We start from the raw sequence: 20,965 nt of genomic DNA on the forward strand, positions 1-20,965 counted from the left end.
ATGGTAACAAAATATGTATAAGGTGCAGAGAAGGGATTGGATGACTATTGTCAATTCTCTGAGTGGTGTAAAATAGGCGATACAAAAAACATCTTTAAATGGAAGCTCCTTGGTATTCAAAATAAGCAGTAATCAACCCCTCGACAAACTCAATACTTTTGCTGTTTGTGCCAACGCTGATACGTTTTGTACTTTTCACTCGGTTTCTGAAGTTCTAGAAAATATCAACACTATTCAGTCTTTTAGACGGCGACTGGTTCTGGGTGGCGGTAGCAACATCTTATTTGTCAGAGATTATGATGGACTGATCATTTATCCTCAGATTTTTGGGGTGGAGGTGACTTCTCAAGCAGACGATTCTGTTCTGGTGGTAGCTTCTGCTAGCGAAAACTGGCATGAATTTGTTATGGATATGACTAATCGCGGTTATTTCGGTCTGGAGAATCTGGCGTTGATTCCCGGCACCGTTGGTGCATCACCAGTGCAAAATATAGGTGCCTATGGTGTTGAAGTTAAGTCTCTGATTGAGTGGGTGGAATGTATTGACATTGATAAAGGAGAGTTACTTAAGCTCTCAAGAGAAGAGTGTCAGTTCGGCTATAGAGATAGTTTGTTTAAGCGGGCTGGGCAAGGTAAATATTTGGTGACCAGGGTGGCTTTTGCTCTGTCTCTCACACCGAAGGTTAATTTGAGCTATGCACCCCTGGCGAATGCTTTTTCCAATAGTAAAAAAAATGCCTCTGTTTCGCCGATGGCGGTGCTTGAAACCGTGTGTCAAATACGTCAAAGCAAATTACCCGACCCTAAAGTTATGGCTAATGCAGGTAGCTTTTTTAAAAACCCGGTCGTTTCCGCAAAACAATTTGAGCAACTTAAGCAAGCTTATTCTGAGTTGGTTGCTTACCCTGCTGATGACAAAGTCAAAATCGCTGCTGGCTGGTTGATTGATAATGCCGGCCTAAAAGGTTTCTCCAGAGGACTGGTGGAGGTTCACAGGGAACAGGCGCTGGTACTGGTCAATCGAGGCGAGAAGCAAGGTAGTAAAGTTTTGGAATTAGCGCGCATAGTGCAGGAGAAAGTCGAGCAAATGTACGGCATTACTCTTGAGCCGGAAGTTAGAATCGAGCCGGGCGAATACCCAGAGAATGGTCAAGATTCTCACGGACCTGCAGGTTAAGGATAGGGATGACAAAGAAAACTCAACAAAGAATTGAAAAGCTATTGAAACTGTTATCTGACGGAAAGTTTCATTCAGGTCAGTCAATTGCTGAAAAGCTTGGTGTGTCGAGAACTGCTGTCTGGAAGCTGATCCAGAAGATAGAGAGCTGGCAGCTGACTGTTTATTCAATTCGAGGTAGAGGCTACCAGATACCGGGTGGTCTGGAGCTACTTGATCAGCAGCAGTTGAAGTTATCATTAAAAAATAATGAGCTTTTTAACGATGTTATCCTGCACGCATCGATTGATTCCACCTCCAACTTTCTTGCTGAAGAGTGGAAAAAGTCTCCGGGGTATGGACGAGTTTGTATTGCCGAGCACCAGACTTCAGGTCGAGGTAGAAAAGGTCGCTCCTGGGTTTCTCCGTTTGCGGCGAATCTTTATTTTTCCATCGGTGTTGAGTTGCCGCTTGGTTTAAGTGCTTTAGGAGGGCTAAGCCTGGTTGTAGGCATGAGTATTTGTTCAACGCTTAATCGGTTTACCAATGATCGTGTGAAAGTTAAATGGCCGAATGACTTGATGGTAGATGATCATAAACTGGCAGGAATTTTGGTTGAGGCCAGTGGAGAAACCAATGATACCAGTTTTCTTAATATTGGCGTGGGAATTAACTGGGATATGCAGAACTTTCAGGGAGAGTTGATTGATCAGCCATGGATTAACCTTAAGCAGTTACTGGTCAAGTCTGCGAGTCGTCAGCAAATATTGACAGAAATACTTTGCGAATTAGACGCTGCACTTGTTGACTATTTGACAAATGGGTTTAGTCATTTTAGTACTAAATGGCAAGGATACAGTGCTATGTATCAAAGGGATGTGAATATAATGTTAACCAATGAAGTGGTTAGTGGAAAAGAAGTCGGAATAGAAGCGAATGGAGCTCTTAGAGTGCAAACGGTCGATGGGATTCGATTGTTCCACTCAGGAGAAGTCAGCCTGCGTAAAAAGATGGCGTAACCAGAGAGACGATAATCATGAATCTATTGATTGACTGGGGCAACACTCATCTGAAGTACATGTTAATCGGCTCACTGGAAAAAGGGCCTCAGGTTATTATCGATTCATATGCAGATGTAGGGCATTGCGATAGCCCGCATGAGTTGATGAGTGTGCTACCGGAGTCCCTTGATCAAGTATTGGTGTGCTCGGTTAGAGCTGACAAAGATAATTTGCTACTAAAATCACTCTTGCAGCCAAAAGTCCGGGCGCTCTTTTTTGCGAAAACAGAAAAGCAGACTAATAGTGTTAATTGTGGTTATTCCAACCCGCAACAAATGGGCGCAGATCGCTGGCTCGCGGTTCTTGGCGGACATGAGCGTATATTAGCTCAGCACAGTCAAGGAGCTGATCCGGTAAAAACTCTGGCTATCCTGGATATTGGCTCCGCTATTACTCTGGATCTGGTACAGGTTGGTCAACATCTTGGTGGACAAATTCTTCCGGGCAAAAACCTGATGCTGGAGAGTTTGAAATTAACCGGCAAAGTACGGCCTTCAAGTGAAGAGATAGAGTCGAATCAGGTATTTCTTGGTACTTCTACCTACCAGTGTGTTCAATATGGAGTTGATTGTGCAATTGAAGGATACCTGAACCTCCTGATTGAAAGAGTAAATAGCAGTTATCCGCGGAGCTACTGGCTCTTGCTTGGTGGCGGGGCCAAATATTGGATTGAACAACCACTATTCAGTTCTTTTAGTGCCAGAGGAGACATGGAATATTTACCGAGTTTGGTCTTCGAAGGGTTGATTCTTGCTTTCCTCGATTCAAAAAGCCTTGGTTAATTTCTGTATAGAAAATAGTCGTTTGATTGTTATCTGGTCAGTAAATCTGATTTCGGGTACTTTTGGGGTTCCCTTGCTTACGGGAGTAATGGGCATTACTCTTTGACGTCAGGACAATACCAGAAATTCAGATAATTTACTTTTTCTTTAATTATCAAGGATATACGTGACATTCCTAAAAAAAACAAAAAAAACTGGAAAAACCCGTTGATCATTTCTGAAGAAGTATTTAGAATTCGCGCTCCCTGCTTGAGCAGACCCGTTTAAAGCATGTGGATATAGCCGACTTAGCTCAGTTGGTAGAGCAACTGACTTGTAATCAGTAGGTCGAGAGTTCGAATCCCTCAGTCGGCACCATTTTTTTGGAGTGTTCCTTAAATAGAAGGCTCCTTGTCTTAATATAAAGGTCGTTGAGGCTTTGATTATTGAGGCAAAATACTAGCTGTAGAATTCGTCAAAATGTCTTGCAATTTATGTCATGACTTGTCAGAATCGCGGCTCCCAGCTAGGTAGAAAGTTATAGCTGGTTAAATGATTCGGTGGGGTTCCCGAGTGGCCAAAGGGATCAGACTGTAAATCTGACGCGAAAGCTTCGGTGGTTCGAATCCACCCCCCACCACCATTTTAGAATAAGTAAGATTAACATCTTATCTATTGCTTTTGTTTGTTGTGACGAGCGTGCTTAACGTCTGCTGACGAAAAGTTTGAAGCGGCGGGTATGGTACAATGGTAGAACCTCAGCCTTCCAAGCTGATGATGCGGGTTCGATTCCCGCTACCCGCTCCAGTTCGAACAAACTGCCGATATGGCTCAGTTGGTAGAGCGCACCCTTGGTAAGGGTGAGGTCTCCAGTTCGAATCTGGATATCGGCACCATTTTCTACCCGGAGCAATCGATTGTTGTTCTGGGTTTAGCTATGTTTGGGCATTTGTGTCCTTTAAAGGCTAATATTCTTAACGTTAGAAATTGTTAAACTCTTTTGGAGGCATTTATGTCTAAGGAAAAATTTGAACGTACCAAACCCCATGTCAATGTAGGAACAATCGGCCACGTTGACCATGGTAAAACTACTTTGACAGCAGCAATGTGTACAGTATTGTCAGCTGCATTTGGCGGCGCGGCAAGAGCGTTCGACGAAATCGACAATGCACCAGAAGAGAAAGAGCGTGGTATCACCATCGCAACTTCACACGTTGAGTATGAAACAGCTAACCGTCACTACGCACACGTAGACTGCCCCGGACATGCTGACTATGTTAAAAACATGATCACTGGTGCGGCTCAGATGGACGGAGCGATTTTGGTATGTTCAGCAGCAGACGGCCCAATGCCACAAACGCGTGAGCACATCTTGTTATCACGTCAGGTAGGTGTACCGAAGATCATCGTATTCTTAAACAAATGCGACATGGTAGACGACGAAGAGTTGTTAGAGCTTGTTGAAATGGAAGTTCGTGAGTTGTTAGATGCATACGAATTCCCGGGTGACGACACGCCAATCATCAAAGGTTCAGCGTTGAAAGCCTTAGAAGGCGACGAAGGTCCTCTAGGTAAAGAAGCAATCTTGGCATTGGCAGAAGCTTTGGATACATATATCCCAGAGCCAGAGCGTGATATCGATAAAGATTTCATCATGCCAATCGAAGACGTATTCTCAATCTCAGGTCGTGGTACTGTTGTAACAGGACGTGTTGAGAAAGGTATCGTAACCGTTGGAGAAGAGATCGAAATCGTAGGTATTCGTGAGACTCAAAAAACAACCGTTACAGGCGTAGAAATGTTCCGTAAGCTGCTTGACGAAGGTCGTGCAGGTGACAACGTTGGTATCCTTCTTCGTGGTACTAAGCGTGACGATGTTGAGCGTGGTCAAGTATTAGCGAAGCCTGGTTCAATTACACCTCACACTAAGTTTGAAGCAGAAGTTTACATCTTGAGCAAAGACGAAGGTGGACGTCACACTCCATTCTTCAAAGGTTACCGTCCACAGTTCTACTTCCGTACAACTGACGTAACTGGCGCTTGTGAATTGCCAGAAGGCGTAGAAATGGTAATGCCTGGCGATAACATCAAGATGGTTGTAGAGTTGATTGCACCGATTGCGATGGACGAAGGTTTACGCTTCGCGATTCGTGAAGGTGGCCGTACTGTTGGTGCGGGTGTTGTTGCTAAAATTTTCGCTTAATTCGATTATTTAGTAACTTGTTTAGTGTTTACAGGTAGGTCTTCTGACCTACCTGATAATGCAGGCCAATGGCTCAATTGGTAGAGCAGCGGTCTCCAAAACCGCAGGTTGGGGGTTCGAGTCCCTCTTGGCCTGCCACTGCATTATTTTAAGTAGCGATTATTAATTTTTATTCTGGTTGAACACCTATGAGTGCACAAGAACAAGCTCCATCATCATCGTTTGATGCTATTAAGTGGATTTTGGCAATCGTTGCCTTAGCTGCGGCGGTTTATGCTAATCATTACTTAGTTGATGGTTCTGTTTTGGTTCGTGCCGGTGTTATTGTCGCTCTGGTTGCTGTAGGTTTAGGTATTGGCTTTACCACGGCTAAAGGTAAGACTGGTTTAGCTTTTGCAAAAGAGTCTCGTATAGAGGCTAGAAAGGTTGTATGGCCAACAAGAGCAGAAACTATTCAAACTACCTTGATTATTATCGTATCCGTTGCTCTGGTTTCACTATTACTTTGGGGTATGGATGCTATTATTGTTAGAATTATTAACTTCCTAACCATTAAAGGGTAATTCAATGGCGCTTAGATGGTATGTAGTACAAGCCTACTCAGGTTTTGAGAGCAAGGTAAGAAACCTTCTCGAAGAGCGCGTTAAACTACATGGTTTGGAAGACAAGTTTGGTCAGATTCTCGTTCCGACAGAAGAAGTTGTTGAAATGAAAGCTGGTCAGAAACGCAAGAGTGAGAGAAAGTTCTTTCCTGGCTATGTATTAGTTGAAATGGAAATGGGCGACGAAGCTTGGCACTTGGTTAGAGAAACACCAAGAGTATTGGGGTTCATTGGTGGAACCAGTGATCGTCCAGCGCCTATCAGTCAAAAAGAGGCCGATGCAATTTTGAATCGCCTTGAAGAGTCTACTGATAAGCCGAAACCTAAGACGCTATTTGAAGCAGGTGAGTCGGTTCGTGTTATCGATGGCCCATTTGCTGATTTCAACGCTGTTGTTGAACAAGTGAATTACGAAAAGAGCCGCCTACATGTATCGGTTATGATTTTTGGCCGCTCAACCCCGGTTGAACTTGATTTCAGTCAGGTAGAAAAAGGGTAATACTCACCCATAAAGAGTAATACAGTTTCGATTAAACACCACGGCTTACTATAGCTGTGGGTGTTTTTTTTACGTTAAAAAAAAGGGGAGCTTTGTTGAGCTGTTTATAGTTTAGCTGAGCGTTTGAACCCACTAAGAGGTGAAATATGGCTAAGAAAGTCGAAGCTTATATTAAGCTACAGGTTGGCGCCGGCATGGCGAATCCTAGTCCACCAGTTGGTCCTGCTCTGGGTCAGCATGGTGTTAATATCATGGAATTCTGTAAAGCGTTTAACGCGGCTACAGAAAAGGTAGAAAAAGGTCTGCCTATTCCGGTGGTTATCTCAGTTTATAGCGATCGTAGTTTTACTTTCGTTACTAAAACTCCTCCTGCGTCTGTTTTGATCAAAAAAGCGCTAGGTCTTAAGTCTGGAAGTGGTCGTCCAAATACTGAAAAAGTTGGCAAGATCACTCGTGCTCAATTAGAAGAAATTGCTAATACAAAAGAGCCTGATTTGACAGCAGCTGATCTTGATGCAGCAGTAAGAACATTGGCGGGTACAGCTCGTTCAATGGGCGTAGACGTGGAGGGTTAATCGATGGCTAAATTATCTAAGCGACAAAAGTTAATCAACGAGAAAGTTGACAAAACTAAAGTTTACACGGTTGAAGAAGCTATCGAGTTGATCAAAGAAGTTTCTAACGTGAAGTTCAACGAATCTGTTGATGTTGCGGTTAACCTTGGCGTTGACCCAAGAAAATCTGACCAGGTTGTTCGTGGTGCTACTGTACTTCCTAACGGTACTGGTAAAGACGTTCGTGTTGCTGTATTCACTCAAGGTCCAAATGCAGAAGCTGCTAAAGAAGCTGGTGCTGATTTAGTTGGTATGGAAGATTTGGCTGAAGAAGTTAAGAAAGGCAATATGGATTTTGACGTAGTTATTGCTAGCCCGGACGCAATGCGTGTTGTTGGACAGTTAGGTCAAATTCTTGGACCTCGTGGTCTAATGCCTAATCCAAAGGTTGGTACTGTAACTCCTGATGTTGCAACTGCAGTTCAAAATGCTAAAGCTGGTCAGGTCCAGTATCGTACTGACAAAGGCGGTATTATCCATGCGACTGTTGGTAAAGTAAGCTTTGACGCAAAGCAACTGGCTGAAAACCTTGGTGCTCTAGTTAGTGCACTTAAGAAAGCAAAGCCTGCTTCTGCAAAAGGTACTTATTTCAAAAAGTTGGCTTTAAGTTCAACTATGGGTCCTGGTCTTGCAGTTGATATTGCAACTGTAGACATCAAGGACTAAGAATTAGTTCTAGGGTCGTACACTTGTGCGGCCTGAGAGCTTGGGTATTTAACTGTACTGAGTAGCGCTATTGAATGATAGCAATGAAAGGAACAGTTAAATCCCGTCCTAGACCGTAGGTGAAAATTCTTTTTGTAGTACGCCTTTACGAGGTGAATAAAAGAATGGTCTTAAAACTTAGCCTACGCAGACGGTGTTACCCGACTCAGATTTCTGGGCGGTTCACCGTTTTACACTGGAGAGAAGTAATGGTTGTTTTCTCTCTGTTTTGTAAACTCTCTGATTAGTTCTATGAATTAATCGGACCTTTTAAGAGGTGAACGACGTGGCACTTGGACTAGAAGGTAAAAAGCAGATTGTTGCTGAAGTTAACGAAATAGCTTCAACAGCTTTATCTGCGGTTCTTGCCGAGTACCGTGGCATGACAGTTGAAGATATGACTGCGCTACGTGTAAAGGCCCGTGAGAGTGGAGTCTACTTACGAGTAGTTCGTAACACTCTTGCTAAACGTGCTGTCGAAGATACTGAGTTTGCTTGTTTGAATGACGCTTTAGTCGGTCAGGTTATTAGTGCTTTTTCACTAGAAGAGCCTGGCGCTGCAGCAAGACTGATCCGTGATTTTGCAAAAAATTGCGATAAGTTGGTTACCACTGCAGTTGCAGTTGGCGGCGAGTTACACGGCCCTGAGAAATTAGAAGCCGTAGCTAAGCTACCAACCAAAGACGAAGCGATTGCTTCTTTGATGAGCGTAATGAACGGACCGGTTACCAAACTGGCACGTACATTGAACGAGTTCCCATCGCGTATTACTCGAGTAATCGCGGCGGTCAAAGATCAAAAAGCAGCGTAATCGTATCGAGACACGATAAACAATTTATTTTTTTAGTTTTAAATAATTTACCCAGGAGAATGAGTAATGGCTCTTTCTAAAGACGATATCTTAAATGCAATTGCTGAAATGTCAGTAATGGAAGTTGTTGAACTAGTTGAAGCAATGGAAGAAAAATTCGGTGTAACTGCTGCTGCAGCTACTGCTGTTGTTGCTGCTCCAGCTGACGGTGGCGCTGCTGCTGCTGAACAGACTGAGTTCGACGTAATCATGAAGAGCTTCGGTTCTAACAAAGTTGCAGTAATCAAAGCTGTTCGTGGAATCACTGGCCTAGGTCTGAAAGAAGCGAAAGAAGCTGTTGAAGGCTGCCCAACACCTATGAAAGAAGGTGTTTCTAAAGAAGAAGCTGAAGACGTTAAAAAGCAGCTTGAAGAAGCAGGTGCTGAAGTAGAAATCAAGTAATTGATTTCACGACAAACCAAGCTTTAAGCAATCCGGCTGGTGGCAAATTTGTCCCCGGCCGTTTTGCCGTTTAAATAACTGATGTTTTAACCACTAGATTGATACGAGCTTGTTGATAGAAACTGACAGATGGAGTTGCGAATATCAACAGGTCGCGGGGAGGACGCCGCAGTGTATAAAACATTAGTCGCGCGTGATTAGTCAGTTTTATCGTATCAAGAATTGACTAAAAAACATGAATGAAAGCTAACTGAGGAGCCCAGATGGCATATTCATATACTGAAAAAAAGCGAATCCGTAAGGATTTCGGTCTTAATAAAAGAGTGTTGGACGTCCCCTATTTATTGGCGATTCAACTAGACTCTTACCGCTCGTTTTTGAATGAAGACGATATCGTTAATTCTGGTTTAGAGAAAGCCTTTAAGTCAGTATTTCCTATTACTAGCTATTCTGGTTCAGCTGCTCTGGAATATCTTAGCTACTCGCTAGGTGAGCCGGTCTTTGACGTGAAAGAATGTCAAATTCGCAGCGTTACCTATTCTGCTTCACTAAAAGTGAAGATCCGTTTGGTCATCTACGATAAAGAAAGTAAAAATAAAAATATCAAAGAAGTTCGTGAACAAGAAGTTTACATGGGCGAAATGCCATTGATGACTGAAAACGGTACTTTTGTTATTAACGGAACTGAGCGTGTTATTGTTTCTCAGCTTCATAGAAGTCCTGGTGTCTTCTTTGATTCTGATAAAGGAAAAACACACTCTTCGGGTAAGTTGTTATATAACGCTCGTGTTATCCCTTACCGTGGTTCCTGGTTGGATTTTGAATTTGATCCGAAAGATTGTCTATTTGTTCGAATCGACAGACGACGTAAATTACCTGCGACCATATTATTAAGAGCGCTGGAATATACCACGCCTGAAATGCTCGAAATGTTCTACGACACCGATAAGGTAGAAGTGGATAAAGACGGTATCTTTACTCTGGAGCTTATTCCAGAAAGGCTTCGTGGAGAAACAGCTAACTTTGATATCAAAGGTAAGCGTGGAAAAGTCATTGTTGAAGCTGGTCGAAGAATTACTGTTCGTCACATCAAGGAGTTGGAAAAAGCAGGGATTGACAAGATAGAAATTCCTTCTGAATTCTTGATTGGTAAAGCGATCGCTAAAGAAATTATTGATGAAGAAACCGGCGAAGTTTTGGTTGAAGCTAATGCTGAAGTGACCGAAGAATTAATCAATAAGTTAATCGAAGCTGAAATTCATTCATTTGAAACGCTTTATACTAACGACCTTGATTGTGGTCCTTATATATCGGATACCTTACGCATCGATCCAACCAATAGTCCTTTGGAAGCTTTGATCGAAATTTATCGAATGATGCGTCCTGGTGAGCCACCAACCAAAGAGTCTGCAGAAGCATTGTTTGAAAACTTATTCTTCACTGACGAACGATATGATTTATCTCGCGTTGGTCGAATGAAGTTCAATCGCCGAGTTGGTCGTGATTCTGACGAAGGTGAAGGTACTCTTTCCAAACAGGATATTATCGATGTAGTAACTACCTTGCTTAATATTCGTAACGGTAAGGGCGAAGTTGATGATATTGACCACTTGGGTAACCGTCGTATTAGAAGCGTAGGTGAGATGGCGGAAAACCAATTCCGTGTTGGCCTGGTTCGTGTTGAAAGAGCTGTTAAAGAGCGACTTTCGATGGCTGAAGCTGACAATCTGATGCCGCAAGATCTAATCAACGCTAAGCCTGTTTCTGCTGCGATCAAAGAGTTCTTTGGTTCTAGCCAGTTATCGCAGTTTATGGACCAAAACAATCCGCTTTCGGAAGTTACTCACAAGCGCCGTGTTTCTGCTTTAGGCCCGGGTGGTTTAACTCGTGAGCGCGCAGGCTTCGAGGTTCGTGACGTTCACCCTACTCACTACGGCCGTGTTTGTCCAATCGAAACGCCTGAGGGGCCGAACATCGGTTTGATTAACTCTCTATCATGTTATGCAAGAACTAACGATTATGGGTTCCTTGAAACTCCTTATCGTCGAGTTGAGAATGGTCAGGCTACTGATCAAATTGATTACCTGTCTGCTATCGATGAAGGCAAGTACTACATTGCACAGGCAAATATTGCTCTGGATGATGACGGTAGAATGGTTGAAGACCTGATTTCTTGTCGTTATCAAGGCGAATTTACATTAACTACTGTTGAAAATGTTCAGTATATGGATGTTTCACCACAGCAAATCGTATCGGTTGCTGCATCGATGATTCCATTCCTTGAGCATGATGATGCGAACCGTGCCTTGATGGGATCGAACATGCAACGACAGGCGGTTCCAACTTTAAGGGCTGACAAACCGCTAGTTGGTACAGGAATGGAGCGTACCGTTGCAGTAGACTCTGGCGTTACTGTTGCCGCTAAACGTGGTGGTGTAATCGAGTTCGTTGATGCTTCTCGTATCGTAGTAAGAGTTAACGATGACGAAACTATTGGTGGTGAAGCTGGTGTCGATATATACAATCTGACCAAATACACCCGTTCTAATCAAAACACCTGTATCAATCAGCGTCCAATCGTAAATGTTGGCGATGAAATTGGTCGAGGCGATGTTTTGGCTGACGGCCCATCTACCGATCTCGGTGAATTGGCTCTTGGTCAGAATATGAAAATCGCGTTTATGCCTTGGAATGGTTACAACTTTGAGGATTCGATTCTTATCTCTGAAAATGTTGTAAAAGAAGATCGCTTCACCAGTATTCATATTCAGGAACTTACCTGTATCGCTCGTGATACCAAGTTAGGTGCTGAAGAAATCACCGCAGATATTCCAAATGTCGGTGAAAGTGCTCTGGCTAAACTGGACGAGTCGGGAATCGTTTATGTTGGAGCCGAAGTTAAAGCCGGTGACATTCTGGTTGGTAAAGTTACACCTAAAGGTGAGACTCAATTGACTCCTGAAGAGAAGCTCCTTCGTGCTATCTTCGGAGAGAAAGCCAGTGACGTAAAAGATACTTCTTTACGAGTTTCTTCTGGAACTGTTGGTACTGTTATTGATGTTCAAGTATTCACTCGTGACGGCGTTGAAAAAGACGCGCGAGCACTAGATATTGAAGCATCAGAAATCGCTCGAGCCAAGAAAGACTTGAATGATGAGCTGGCAATCCTTAAAGGTAATATCCAAAGCCGTGCATTTAAAATTCTAAATGGCGCTGTGGCCGAAAAAGGTCCTAACAAGCTGAAAAAAGGTACTACCCTTACTGAAGAATATTTGCACGAAGTTGGTGCTGAGCAATGGTTGGAAATTCAGTTGCGTGATGAAGAACTTCAAACGCAAATTGAAGCTTTGGCGGCTAACCTTGAAGAACAGAAAAAAGAGTACGACAAAAAGCTTGAAATTAAGCGTGTCAAAATTACTCAAGGCGATGATCTTGCGCCTGGCGTTCTTAAAGTTGTTAAAGTTTATATGGCGGTTAAACGTCGTATTCAGCCAGGTGACAAGATGGCGGGTCGTCACGGAAATAAAGGGGTTATCTCTAACATTGTTCCTGTTGAAGACATGCCATATCTGGAAAATGGCGAGCCGGTTGATATTGTTCTGAACCCTCTCGGGGTACCGTCTCGTATGAACATTGGTCAGATACTTGAGACTCACTTAGGGTGGGCAGCTAAAGGCTTAGGCCGCAAGATTGACGAGATGATCGAGCAGCAAGCTACTGTTCAGAAAACTCGTGAATTTTTGGAAAAAGTTTATAACCACAGAGAAGAGGCGACAGTTGATCTGAACTCTCTAACTGATGATGAAGTCATGAACATGGCTGAAAACCTGAGAAAAGGTGTCCCTATGGGAACTCCAGTTTTCGACGGCGCCAAAGAGTCTGAGATTAAGCATTTGTTAGAGCTTGCTGATCAAGACTGTTCTGGTCAGTCATGGTTATACGACGGTCGTACAGGTGATCGCTTTGATCGACCGGTAACTGTTGGTTACATGTATATGCTGAAATTGAACCACTTGGTAGACGACAAAATGCATGCTCGTTCGACCGGTTCTTACAGTCTGGTTACGCAACAGCCATTGGGTGGTAAAGCTCAATTTGGTGGACAGCGTTTCGGGGAGATGGAAGTCTGGGCTCTGGAAGCTTATGGGGCGACTCATACACTTCAGGAAATGCTTACGGTTAAGTCAGATGACGTTAATGGCCGTACCCGTATGTACAAAAATATTGTTGACGGTGACCACCGCATGGATCCAGGTATGCCTGAATCCTTCAACGTATTGGTTAAAGAAATCCGCTCGCTTGGTATTAATATCGAGCTTGAGCAGGAAAGCTAATACAAATGCGGAGCGGCCGGCGCAAGTTAGGCGCCGGCAATTAACCACCAGTTTTAATTTCACTCCGGGAGGAGAAAAAATTGAAAGATTTATTAAACTTTATTAAACAGCAAAACCAAACTGAAGAATTTGATGCAATTCGAATTGGTTTGGCGTCACCAGAAATGATCCGCTCCTGGTCTTTCGGCGAAGTCAAAAAGCCGGAAACTATTAACTATCGTACTTTCAAACCAGAAAGAGACGGACTTTTCTGTGCCAAAATTTTTGGACCGGTTAAAGATTATGAGTGTCTTTGCGGTAAATACAAGCGTCTAAAGCATCGCGGTGTCATTTGTGAAAAGTGTGGCGTTGAAGTTGCACTTGCCAAAGTGCGTCGTGAGCGTATGGGTCATATTGATCTTGCATGTCCGGTTGCACACATCTGGTTCCTGAAGTCTCTGCCGTCCCGTATCGGTCTTTTGATGGATATGACTTTACGTGATATCGAGCGTGTTCTTTATTTCGAGGCATTTGTGGTAACAGAGCCTGGCATGACAACGCTAGAGCGTGGTCAGCTTCTAAGTGAAGAATCTTACCTTGACGCATTGGAAGAGTTCGGCGACGAGTTTGACGCTAAAATGGGTGCTGAAGCGGTAATGGCGCTTTTAACTCAGATTGATATTGAAGAAGAAGCAAGAACTATTCGTGAAGAGATCCCGAATACTAACTCAGAAACCAAGCTGAAAAAGTACACCAAGCGTTTAAAGCTTCTTGAAGCTTTTATCGAGTCTGGTAACAAGCCTGAGTGGATGATCATGACAGTTTTACCTGTTCTGCCACCAGATTTACGTCCGTTGGTTCCTTTGGACGGTGGTCGTTTCGCAACTTCTGATTTGAATGACCTGTACAGACGAGTTATCAACCGTAATAACCGTTTGAAGCGTCTGCTTGATTTGAACGCACCTGACATTATCGTACGTAACGAGAAACGTATGCTTCAGGAAGCTGTTGACGCGCTATTAGATAATGGTCGTCGCGGCCGAGCAATTACAGGTTCTAACAAGCGTCCACTTAAATCTTTGGCTGATATGATCAAAGGTAAGCAAGGTCGTTTCCGTCAAAACCTTCTGGGTAAGCGTGTTGACTATTCTGGTCGTTCGGTCATCGTGGTTGGACCTACTTTGCGACTTCATCAGTGTGGTCTTCCTAAGAAAATGGCGCTGGAGCTATTTAAGCCTTTCATTTTCGGAAAGCTTGAGTTACGTGGTTTAGCTACGACAATTAAAGCAGCCAAGAAAATGGTTGAACGCGAAGAGCCAATCGTGTGGGATATTCTGGAAGAAGTTATTCGTGAACATCCGGTACTGTTAAACCGTGCACCTACACTTCATAGATTAGGTATCCAGGCGTTTGAGCCTGTATTGATTGAAGGTAAAGCAATACAGTTACACCCTCTGGTTTGTGCGGCTTACAATGCTGACTTTGACGGTGACCAAATGGCAGTACACGTTCCATTGACTATCGAGGCTCAACTTGAATCTCGAGCATTGATGATGGCAACTAACAACGTACTTTCGCCTGCATCTGGGGAGCCTATCATTGTTCCTTCTCAGGACGTTGTTCTTGGTCTTTACTATTTGACGCGTGAAAAAATTAACGACCTGGGTGAAGGCATGGTATTTGCCGACACCGCAGAAGCGTTGAAAGCTTACCGTACGGGGAAAGCTGCATTACATGCAAAAGTGAAAGTTCGTATGACACAAAGTCTTCTTAATGAAGATGGTCAGGAAGAAATAACAACGTCATTGGTTGAAACTACTATTGGTCGAGCTTTGTTATTCGAAATCGTACCAAAAGGACTTCCATTCGAGCTGGTTAATGCAAAAATGACCAAGAAAGCTATTGCTAACTTGATTAACCAGGCATACCGTCAATTGGGCTTGAAAGATACCGTTATTTTTGCTGACCAGTTAATGTATACCGGTTTCAATTATGCAACGCTTTCCGGTTCTTCTGTTGGTATTGACGATATGGTTATTCCTGACGAGAAGAAAACCATCATTGAAGCAGCTGAACAAGAAGTTCGTGAAATTGAAGACCAGTTCTCCTCTGGTCTGGTTACTCAAGGTGAGCGCTACAACAAAGTAGTTGATATCTGGTCACATACAAATGAGCAGGTTGCCAAGTCGATGATGGATAACTTGAGTCATGAAGATGTAGTCAACGCCGAAGGCGAAACTGTTAAGCAGGAATCATTTAACTCTATTTATATGATGGCTGACTCCGGTGCTCGTGGTAGTGCCGCACAGATTCGTCAGCTCGCAGGTATGCGTGGCTTGATGGCTAAACCAGATGGCTCGATTATTGAGAGTCCAATCAAAGCGAACTTCCGTGAAGGATTAAGCGTACTTGAATACTTCATCTCAACTCACGGTGCTCGTAAAGGATTGGCTGATACTGCATTGAAAACAGCGAACTCAGGATATCTGACCCGTCGTCTGGTGGATGTTGCTCAAGACCTGGTTGTCACTGAGGTTGATTGTGGTACTGAAAAAGGTCTGACAATGACTCCGCTGATTGAAGGGGGAGACGTTGTCGAGCCACTGCGTGAGCGTGTATTGGGGCGTGTAAATGCTGAGCATATCTACAAGCCAGGTACGGACGAAGTACTTTGTGAAGCTGGAACATTGTTGGATGAAGCCTGGGTAGAAACCCTGGAAGAAAACAGTGTCGACCAGGTTGTTGTTCGCTCGGTAATCTCCTGTGAAACACGTAATGGTGTTTGTTCGCAATGTTATGGCCGTGATTTGGCTCGCGGACATAAAGTTAACATTGGTGAAGCAATTGGTGTAATCGCGGCACAGTCAATCGGTGAGCCGGGTACACAGCTTACCATGCGTACTTTCCACATTGGTGGGGCGGCATCGAGACAAAGTGCTGAAAACAACGTACAGTTGAAGAATGACGGTACTCTGAAGCTACATAATGCTAAATACGTAACTCGTGATGACAACAAGCTGGTTATCGTATCACGTTCTACAGAGTTAACCTTGTTAGACCAATACGGTCGTGAACGTGAGCGATATAAAGTACCTTACGGTTCTGTGCTTGAGCATAATGACGGCGCTGCGGTTAACGGTGGTGATATAGTTGCTAACTGGGATCCACATACTCACCCAATCATCACTGAGATCGCTGGTACCATCAAATTAGTGGACGTTGTCGAAGGCGTGAATATGACGCGTCAGACTGATGAACTAACCGGTTTGAGCTCATTGGTAATTACTGAATCTAAGCGTACTGGTACTAAGGCAAATGATATGCGTCCGATGATCAAGCTATTCGATGCCAAAGGCAAAGAGTTAATGATCCCTGGAACTAATATGCCAGCGCAATATATCTTGCCGGTAAACGCTATCGTTAGCATCGAAGATGGTTCTGAAGTTGGTGTCGGTACAGCGATCGCACGTATTCCTCAGGAAGGTTCAAAAACCGGGGATATCACTGGTGGTCTTCCACGAGTTGCTGACCTGTTTGAAGCGCGTAAGCCTAAAGAGCCTGCAATCCTTGCCGAGATTTCTGGTACTGTAAGTTTTGGTAAGGAAACCAAAGGCAAGCGTCGATTGGTTATCACGCCTAATGAAGGCGATGCATACGAAGAACTGATCCACAAATGGCGCCAGTTCAACGTATTCGAAGGTGAAAAAGTAGAGAAGGGTGAGGTTGTATCTGACGGTGCGGATAATCCTCATGACATTCTTCGTCTAAAAGGTGTTAGCGCATTAGCTAACTACATCACTAACGAAGTACAAGATGTATATCGTCTGCAAGGTGTAAAAATTAACGACAAGCACATTGAATGTATCGTTCGTCAAATGTTGCGTAAAGTTAATATTACTAACCCGGGCGACAGTATGTTGTTGAAAGGAGAGCAAATGGAATATGTCCGTGTGCTTGAAGTCAATGACAAGCTGGCTGCAGAAAATAAAGATCTGGTCCAATTCGAGCGCGTGTTAATGGGTATTACCAAAGCCTCGCTTGCAACCGAATCTTTCGTTTCGGCTGCATCATTCCAGGAAACAACTAGAGTACTGACCGAAGCTGCTGTTAGTGGTAAGAAAGATACTCTAACCGGTCTTAAAGAGAACGTTATCGTGGGTCGTTTGATTCCTGCGGGTACTGGTCTCAGCTATCATGAAGAGCGTCGTAAGCGTCTATCTGGCGAATATGACTTCGAGGTAGAGGAAACTGTATCTGCAGAAGATGCTGAAAAAGCACTAAGCGATGCACTAAGTTCTACTGACCTGGAAGGTGGAGAAGAATAAGAATCTTTAAGGCGGACAGATTATCTAGCCGCCTGATCTTATTCTGAGAATTTGACCACTGCCAGATTTGCGCATTTATTGCACAATCTTGTAGTGGTCATCTTGACATCTTATTCCACGGCCTTTACAATGCCGCTCCCTTAAAATGTGGGCGGAAGTAGATGTTCGCGGTTTAAGGTACTATTTTTTAAAGTAAAAGCTGGAGTTATTGTAAACAATGTCAACTATTAATCAGTTGGTACGCAAGCCTCGTAAAAAGGTGGTTCAAAAGAGTAACGTACCTGCGCTTGAAGCTAATCCTCAAAAGCGTGGAGTTTGTACTCGTGTTTACACTACCACTCCTAAAAAGCCTAACTCAGCACTACGTAAAGTAGCTCGTGTTCGTTTAACTAACGGTTTCGAAGTTACTTCTTACATCGGTGGTGAGGGTCACAACCTGCAAGAGCATAGCGTTGTAATGATCCGTGGTGGTCGTGTTAAAGACTTACCTGGTGTTCGTTACCACTGTGTTCGCGGTAACCTTGACCTGGCTGGAGTGAAAGATCGTAAGCAAGGCCGCTCTAAATATGGTGCTAAGCGACCCAAATAATATCGGTAAGTAAGATTTTAAATTTGACTTACTTTGATTAAAGGAACTATTAGTCGAATCCGATTAATCGTTCAAACTGACATTCAGCTAACCAACAGTATTTTCCCAAGCTCGCAATGAGTTTGGGATGAATAACTGGGCTGGGTGTAAACCAACATCCCTTAAGTGATGTGAGTAAGGTCCGGGCTCAAGTCCTGGATAAAGCCTGAAGATACACATAGGAAACTATATTATGCCAAGAAGACGCGTAGTCGCCAAACGTGAGATCCTGCCAGATCCTAAGTTTGGAAGTGAGCTATTAGCTAAATTCATCAACGTTCTTATGGTTGATGGAAAGAAATCTGTTGCAGAAAAAATCGTTTATAGCGCTCTTGATATCATTAAAGAGAAGAAAAACGTTGAAGATGCACTCCCAATTTTTGAAGAAGGTTTGGACAAAATTAAGCCTTTGGTTGAAGTTAAGTCTCGCCGTGTAGGTGGATCTACTTACCAGGTACCGGTTGAAGTTAGACCATCACGTCAAACTGCTCTTGCAATGCGCTGGTTAGTTGAAGGCGCGCGTAAGCGTGGTGAAAAGTCAATGAATGCTCGTTTGGCTGGTGAAATCCTTGACGCTATCGAGAACCGAGGTTCTTGTGTTAAGAAGCGTGAAGACGTTCATCGTATGGCTGAAGCGAACAAAGCATTCGCACACTATCGTTGGTAAGTTTTACTTTGCTTTTGCTATTGCCGCAAAGCTAAGAGGGATATTGAATGGCACGCAGTACTCCAATAAGTTTATATCGCAACATCGGAATTTGCGCACATGTTGACGCGGGTAAGACCACGACAACCGAACGCGTACTTTTCTATACCGGACTTTCTCATAAGATAGGGGAAGTGCATGACGGTGCGGCGACGATGGACTGGATGGAGCAGGAACAAGAGCGTGGCATCACAATTACTTCGGCTGCAACCACGACTTTCTGGAGTGGTATGCGCGGCGAATATGACAAACATCGCATCAATATTATTGACACTCCCGGACACGTTGACTTCACTATTGAAGTAGAACGTTCGTTACGAGTTCTCGACGGTGCGGTGGTTGTGTTCTGTGGTTCATCAGGTGTTGAACCACAGTCAGAAACTGTTTGGCGCCAAGCCAATAAATACCATGTCCCTCGTATGGTGTTCGTTAATAAAATGGACCGTGCGGGTGCTAACTTCTTGAGAGTTATTGACCAAATTGAAAATCGTCTCGGTTCTCATCCAGTGCCAATTCAATTGCCGATTGGTGCAGAGGAAGAATTTAAAGGGGTTATTGATCTGGTCAAAATGAAAGCGATTTTCTGGAATGAAGAAGATCGTGGAATGACTTTTGAGTACCAGGATATTCCGGCTGAGCTTCAGGCTGAGTCAGAAGAGTGGCGTGAAAAAATGGTAGAGGCAGCAGCCGAAGCAAGTGAAGAGCTAATGGATAAGTACCTTGAAAATGGTGACTTATCAGAAGAAGAAATTAAATTAGGACTTCGTACTCGAACCCTGTCGAATGAAATCGTAGTGGCCACTTGTGGTAGTGCCTTTAAAAACAAAGGCGTACAAGCCGTACTGGACGCAGTTATTGACTACATGCCTTCACCTGTTGATATACCGCCGATTCGAGGCGTTAAGGATGATGGAGAAACTGAAGACAGCCGACCTGCTGACGACAAAGCTCCTTTCTCTGCCTTGGCATTTAAAATCGCAACGGACCCGTTTGTCGGTTCATTGACTTTTATCCGAGTTTATTCTGGTGTACTCAAAACGGGTGAGCAGATCTTTAACTCGGTCAGAGGAAAGAAAGAGCGAGTGGGTAGAATTGTTCAGATGCATTCGAATTCCCGCGAAGAAGTTAAAGAAGTATATGCTGGAGATATCGCCGCACTGATTGGTGTTAAAGATGTTGTCACTGGAGATACCTTTTGCGATGGAAATAATAAAATTATTCTAGAGCGTATGGAGTTTCCAGAGCCGGTAATTTCTATTGCGGTGGAACCTAAAACGAAAGCCGATCAGGAAAAAATGGGGATTGCGCTAGGCAAACTGGCTCAGGAAGATCCTTCTTTCCGTGTAGAAACTAACGAAGAGTCGGGACAAACAATTATTTCAGGAATGGGTGAACTCCACCTGGATATCATTGTTGACCGAATGAAGCGAGAGTTTAAAGTCGAAGCAAATGTGGGTAAACCACAGGTTGCATATCGCGAAACAATTCGAAAGTCGGTGGAAGCAGAGGGTAAGTTTGTTAGACAGTCTGGTGGTCGTGGTCAATATGGTCATGTCTGGTTGAAACTTGAGCCTCTAGAAGAAGGCGCAGGTTTCGAATTTGTTAACGAAATCGTTGGTGGTGTCGTACCCAGGGAATACATTCCTGCGGTAGGCAAAGGTGCTGAAGAAGCCATGAATCAAGGGGTTTTCTCAGGATATCCAATGGTTGATGTTAAAGTGACCTTATACGATGGCTCCTTCCATGACGTTGATTCAAGCGAAATGGCATTTAAGATCGCTGCATCTATGGGCTTTAGAAAAGGAGCTCTGGAAGCAAATCCAGTTCTACTAGAGCCAATAATGAAAGTTGAAGTTGTAACGCCGGAAGAGTACATGGGCGATGTGATGGGAGATTTAAATCGCCGTCGCGGAATCGTTCAGGGTATGGATGACAATCCGACAGGAAAAGTTATTCGCGCAGAAGTTCCTTTAGGGGAAATGTTTGGTTATGCCACTGATTTACGTAGTGCAACCCAGGGTCGTGCTAGCTACTCCATGGAGTTCGGTAAGTACGCTGAAGCACCTGCGAGTGTCACAGATTCCCTAAAATATTAATGAATTAAATTTGAAGTTTTATTTTTAAAATATCAACAATGAGG

General features: G+C 43.7%; 15 protein-coding genes and 5 tRNA genes. All 20 read left to right on the top strand.

The window, feature by feature from the left end; genetic code table 11:
• The first annotated feature begins 109 nt into the window (after positions 1-109).
• The 20 genes from murB (at position 110) to fusA (ending at position 20,921) form a co-directional block, all read left to right on the top strand.
• Positions 110-1,177 carry a UDP-N-acetylmuramate dehydrogenase gene (gene murB, locus IYN84_RS10895; RefSeq protein WP_196139261.1) on the top strand — a complete coding sequence of 356 codons (1,068 nt, stop codon included), beginning with the start codon at positions 110-112 and terminating at the stop codon, positions 1,175-1,177.
• 8 nt (positions 1,178-1,185) lie between these two features.
• Positions 1,186-2,175, top strand: a complete 990-nt coding sequence (gene birA / locus IYN84_RS10900) for a bifunctional biotin--[acetyl-CoA-carboxylase] ligase/biotin operon repressor BirA (protein WP_196139262.1) — start codon at positions 1,186-1,188, stop codon at positions 2,173-2,175.
• A gap of 17 nt (positions 2,176-2,192) precedes the next feature.
• Positions 2,193-2,999 carry a type III pantothenate kinase gene (locus tag IYN84_RS10905; protein WP_196139263.1) on the top strand — a complete coding sequence of 269 codons (807 nt, stop codon included), beginning with the start codon at positions 2,193-2,195 and terminating at the stop codon, positions 2,997-2,999.
• A gap of 281 nt (positions 3,000-3,280) precedes the next feature.
• Positions 3,281-3,356: transfer RNA gene (locus IYN84_RS10910), tRNA-Thr, on the top strand.
• 181 nt (positions 3,357-3,537) lie between these two features.
• Positions 3,538-3,621, top strand: a tRNA-Tyr gene (locus IYN84_RS10915).
• A 90-nt stretch (positions 3,622-3,711) separates the two neighbouring features.
• Positions 3,712-3,785, top strand: a tRNA-Gly gene (locus IYN84_RS10920).
• Between the two features lie 13 nt (positions 3,786-3,798).
• Positions 3,799-3,874: transfer RNA gene (locus IYN84_RS10925), tRNA-Thr, on the top strand.
• A 116-nt stretch (positions 3,875-3,990) separates the two neighbouring features.
• Positions 3,991-5,181, top strand: a complete 1,191-nt coding sequence (gene tuf, locus IYN84_RS10930; RefSeq protein WP_196139264.1) for an elongation factor Tu — start codon at positions 3,991-3,993, stop codon at positions 5,179-5,181.
• A 62-nt stretch (positions 5,182-5,243) separates the two neighbouring features.
• Positions 5,244-5,319: transfer RNA gene (locus IYN84_RS10935), tRNA-Trp, on the top strand.
• A gap of 50 nt (positions 5,320-5,369) precedes the next feature.
• Positions 5,370-5,744, top strand: a complete 375-nt coding sequence (gene secE, locus IYN84_RS10940) for a preprotein translocase subunit SecE (protein WP_196139265.1) — start codon at positions 5,370-5,372, stop codon at positions 5,742-5,744.
• A 4-nt stretch (positions 5,745-5,748) separates the two neighbouring features.
• Positions 5,749-6,282: a transcription termination/antitermination protein NusG gene (nusG, locus tag IYN84_RS10945; protein ID WP_196139266.1), complete on the top strand. Its 534-nt coding sequence runs from the start codon at positions 5,749-5,751 to the stop codon at positions 6,280-6,282.
• Positions 6,283-6,428: 146 nt separating this feature from the next.
• Entirely contained in the window at positions 6,429-6,857 is a 429-nt protein-coding gene (gene rplK / locus IYN84_RS10950; RefSeq protein WP_196139267.1) for a 50S ribosomal protein L11, read from the top strand.
• A 3-nt stretch (positions 6,858-6,860) separates the two neighbouring features.
• The gene (gene rplA / locus IYN84_RS10955; RefSeq protein ID WP_196139268.1) at positions 6,861-7,562 is read left to right on the top strand and encodes a 50S ribosomal protein L1; all 702 of its coding nucleotides are present in this window, start codon (positions 6,861-6,863) and stop codon (positions 7,560-7,562) included.
• Between the two features lie 325 nt (positions 7,563-7,887).
• Positions 7,888-8,412 carry a 50S ribosomal protein L10 gene (gene rplJ, locus IYN84_RS10960; RefSeq protein WP_196139269.1) on the top strand — a complete coding sequence of 175 codons (525 nt, stop codon included), beginning with the start codon at positions 7,888-7,890 and terminating at the stop codon, positions 8,410-8,412.
• A 66-nt stretch (positions 8,413-8,478) separates the two neighbouring features.
• Positions 8,479-8,853: a 50S ribosomal protein L7/L12 gene (gene rplL / locus IYN84_RS10965; RefSeq protein WP_196139270.1), complete on the top strand. Its 375-nt coding sequence runs from the start codon at positions 8,479-8,481 to the stop codon at positions 8,851-8,853.
• A gap of 263 nt (positions 8,854-9,116) precedes the next feature.
• On the top strand, positions 9,117-13,187 hold the full coding sequence (gene rpoB, locus IYN84_RS10970) for a DNA-directed RNA polymerase subunit beta (protein ID WP_196139271.1): 4,071 nt from the start codon (positions 9,117-9,119) through the stop codon (positions 13,185-13,187).
• Positions 13,188-13,267: 80 nt separating this feature from the next.
• The gene (rpoC, locus tag IYN84_RS10975) at positions 13,268-17,491 is read left to right on the top strand and encodes a DNA-directed RNA polymerase subunit beta' (RefSeq protein ID WP_196139272.1); all 4,224 of its coding nucleotides are present in this window, start codon (positions 13,268-13,270) and stop codon (positions 17,489-17,491) included.
• Between the two features lie 217 nt (positions 17,492-17,708).
• Positions 17,709-18,080, top strand: coding sequence for a 30S ribosomal protein S12 (gene rpsL, locus IYN84_RS10980; protein WP_142942590.1), 372 nt, complete (start codon positions 17,709-17,711; stop codon positions 18,078-18,080).
• 232 nt (positions 18,081-18,312) lie between these two features.
• Positions 18,313-18,786, top strand: coding sequence for a 30S ribosomal protein S7 (gene rpsG / locus IYN84_RS10985; protein ID WP_196139273.1), 474 nt, complete (start codon positions 18,313-18,315; stop codon positions 18,784-18,786).
• A gap of 47 nt (positions 18,787-18,833) precedes the next feature.
• Entirely contained in the window at positions 18,834-20,921 is a 2,088-nt protein-coding gene (gene fusA, locus IYN84_RS10990; RefSeq protein ID WP_196139274.1) for an elongation factor G, read from the top strand.
• Positions 20,922-20,965: the final 44 nt, after the last annotated feature.

The sequence above is a fragment of the Aliikangiella sp. G2MR2-5 genome (genome assembly GCF_015687155.1).
Classification (GTDB): Bacteria; Pseudomonadota; Gammaproteobacteria; order Enterobacterales; family Kangiellaceae; genus Aliikangiella.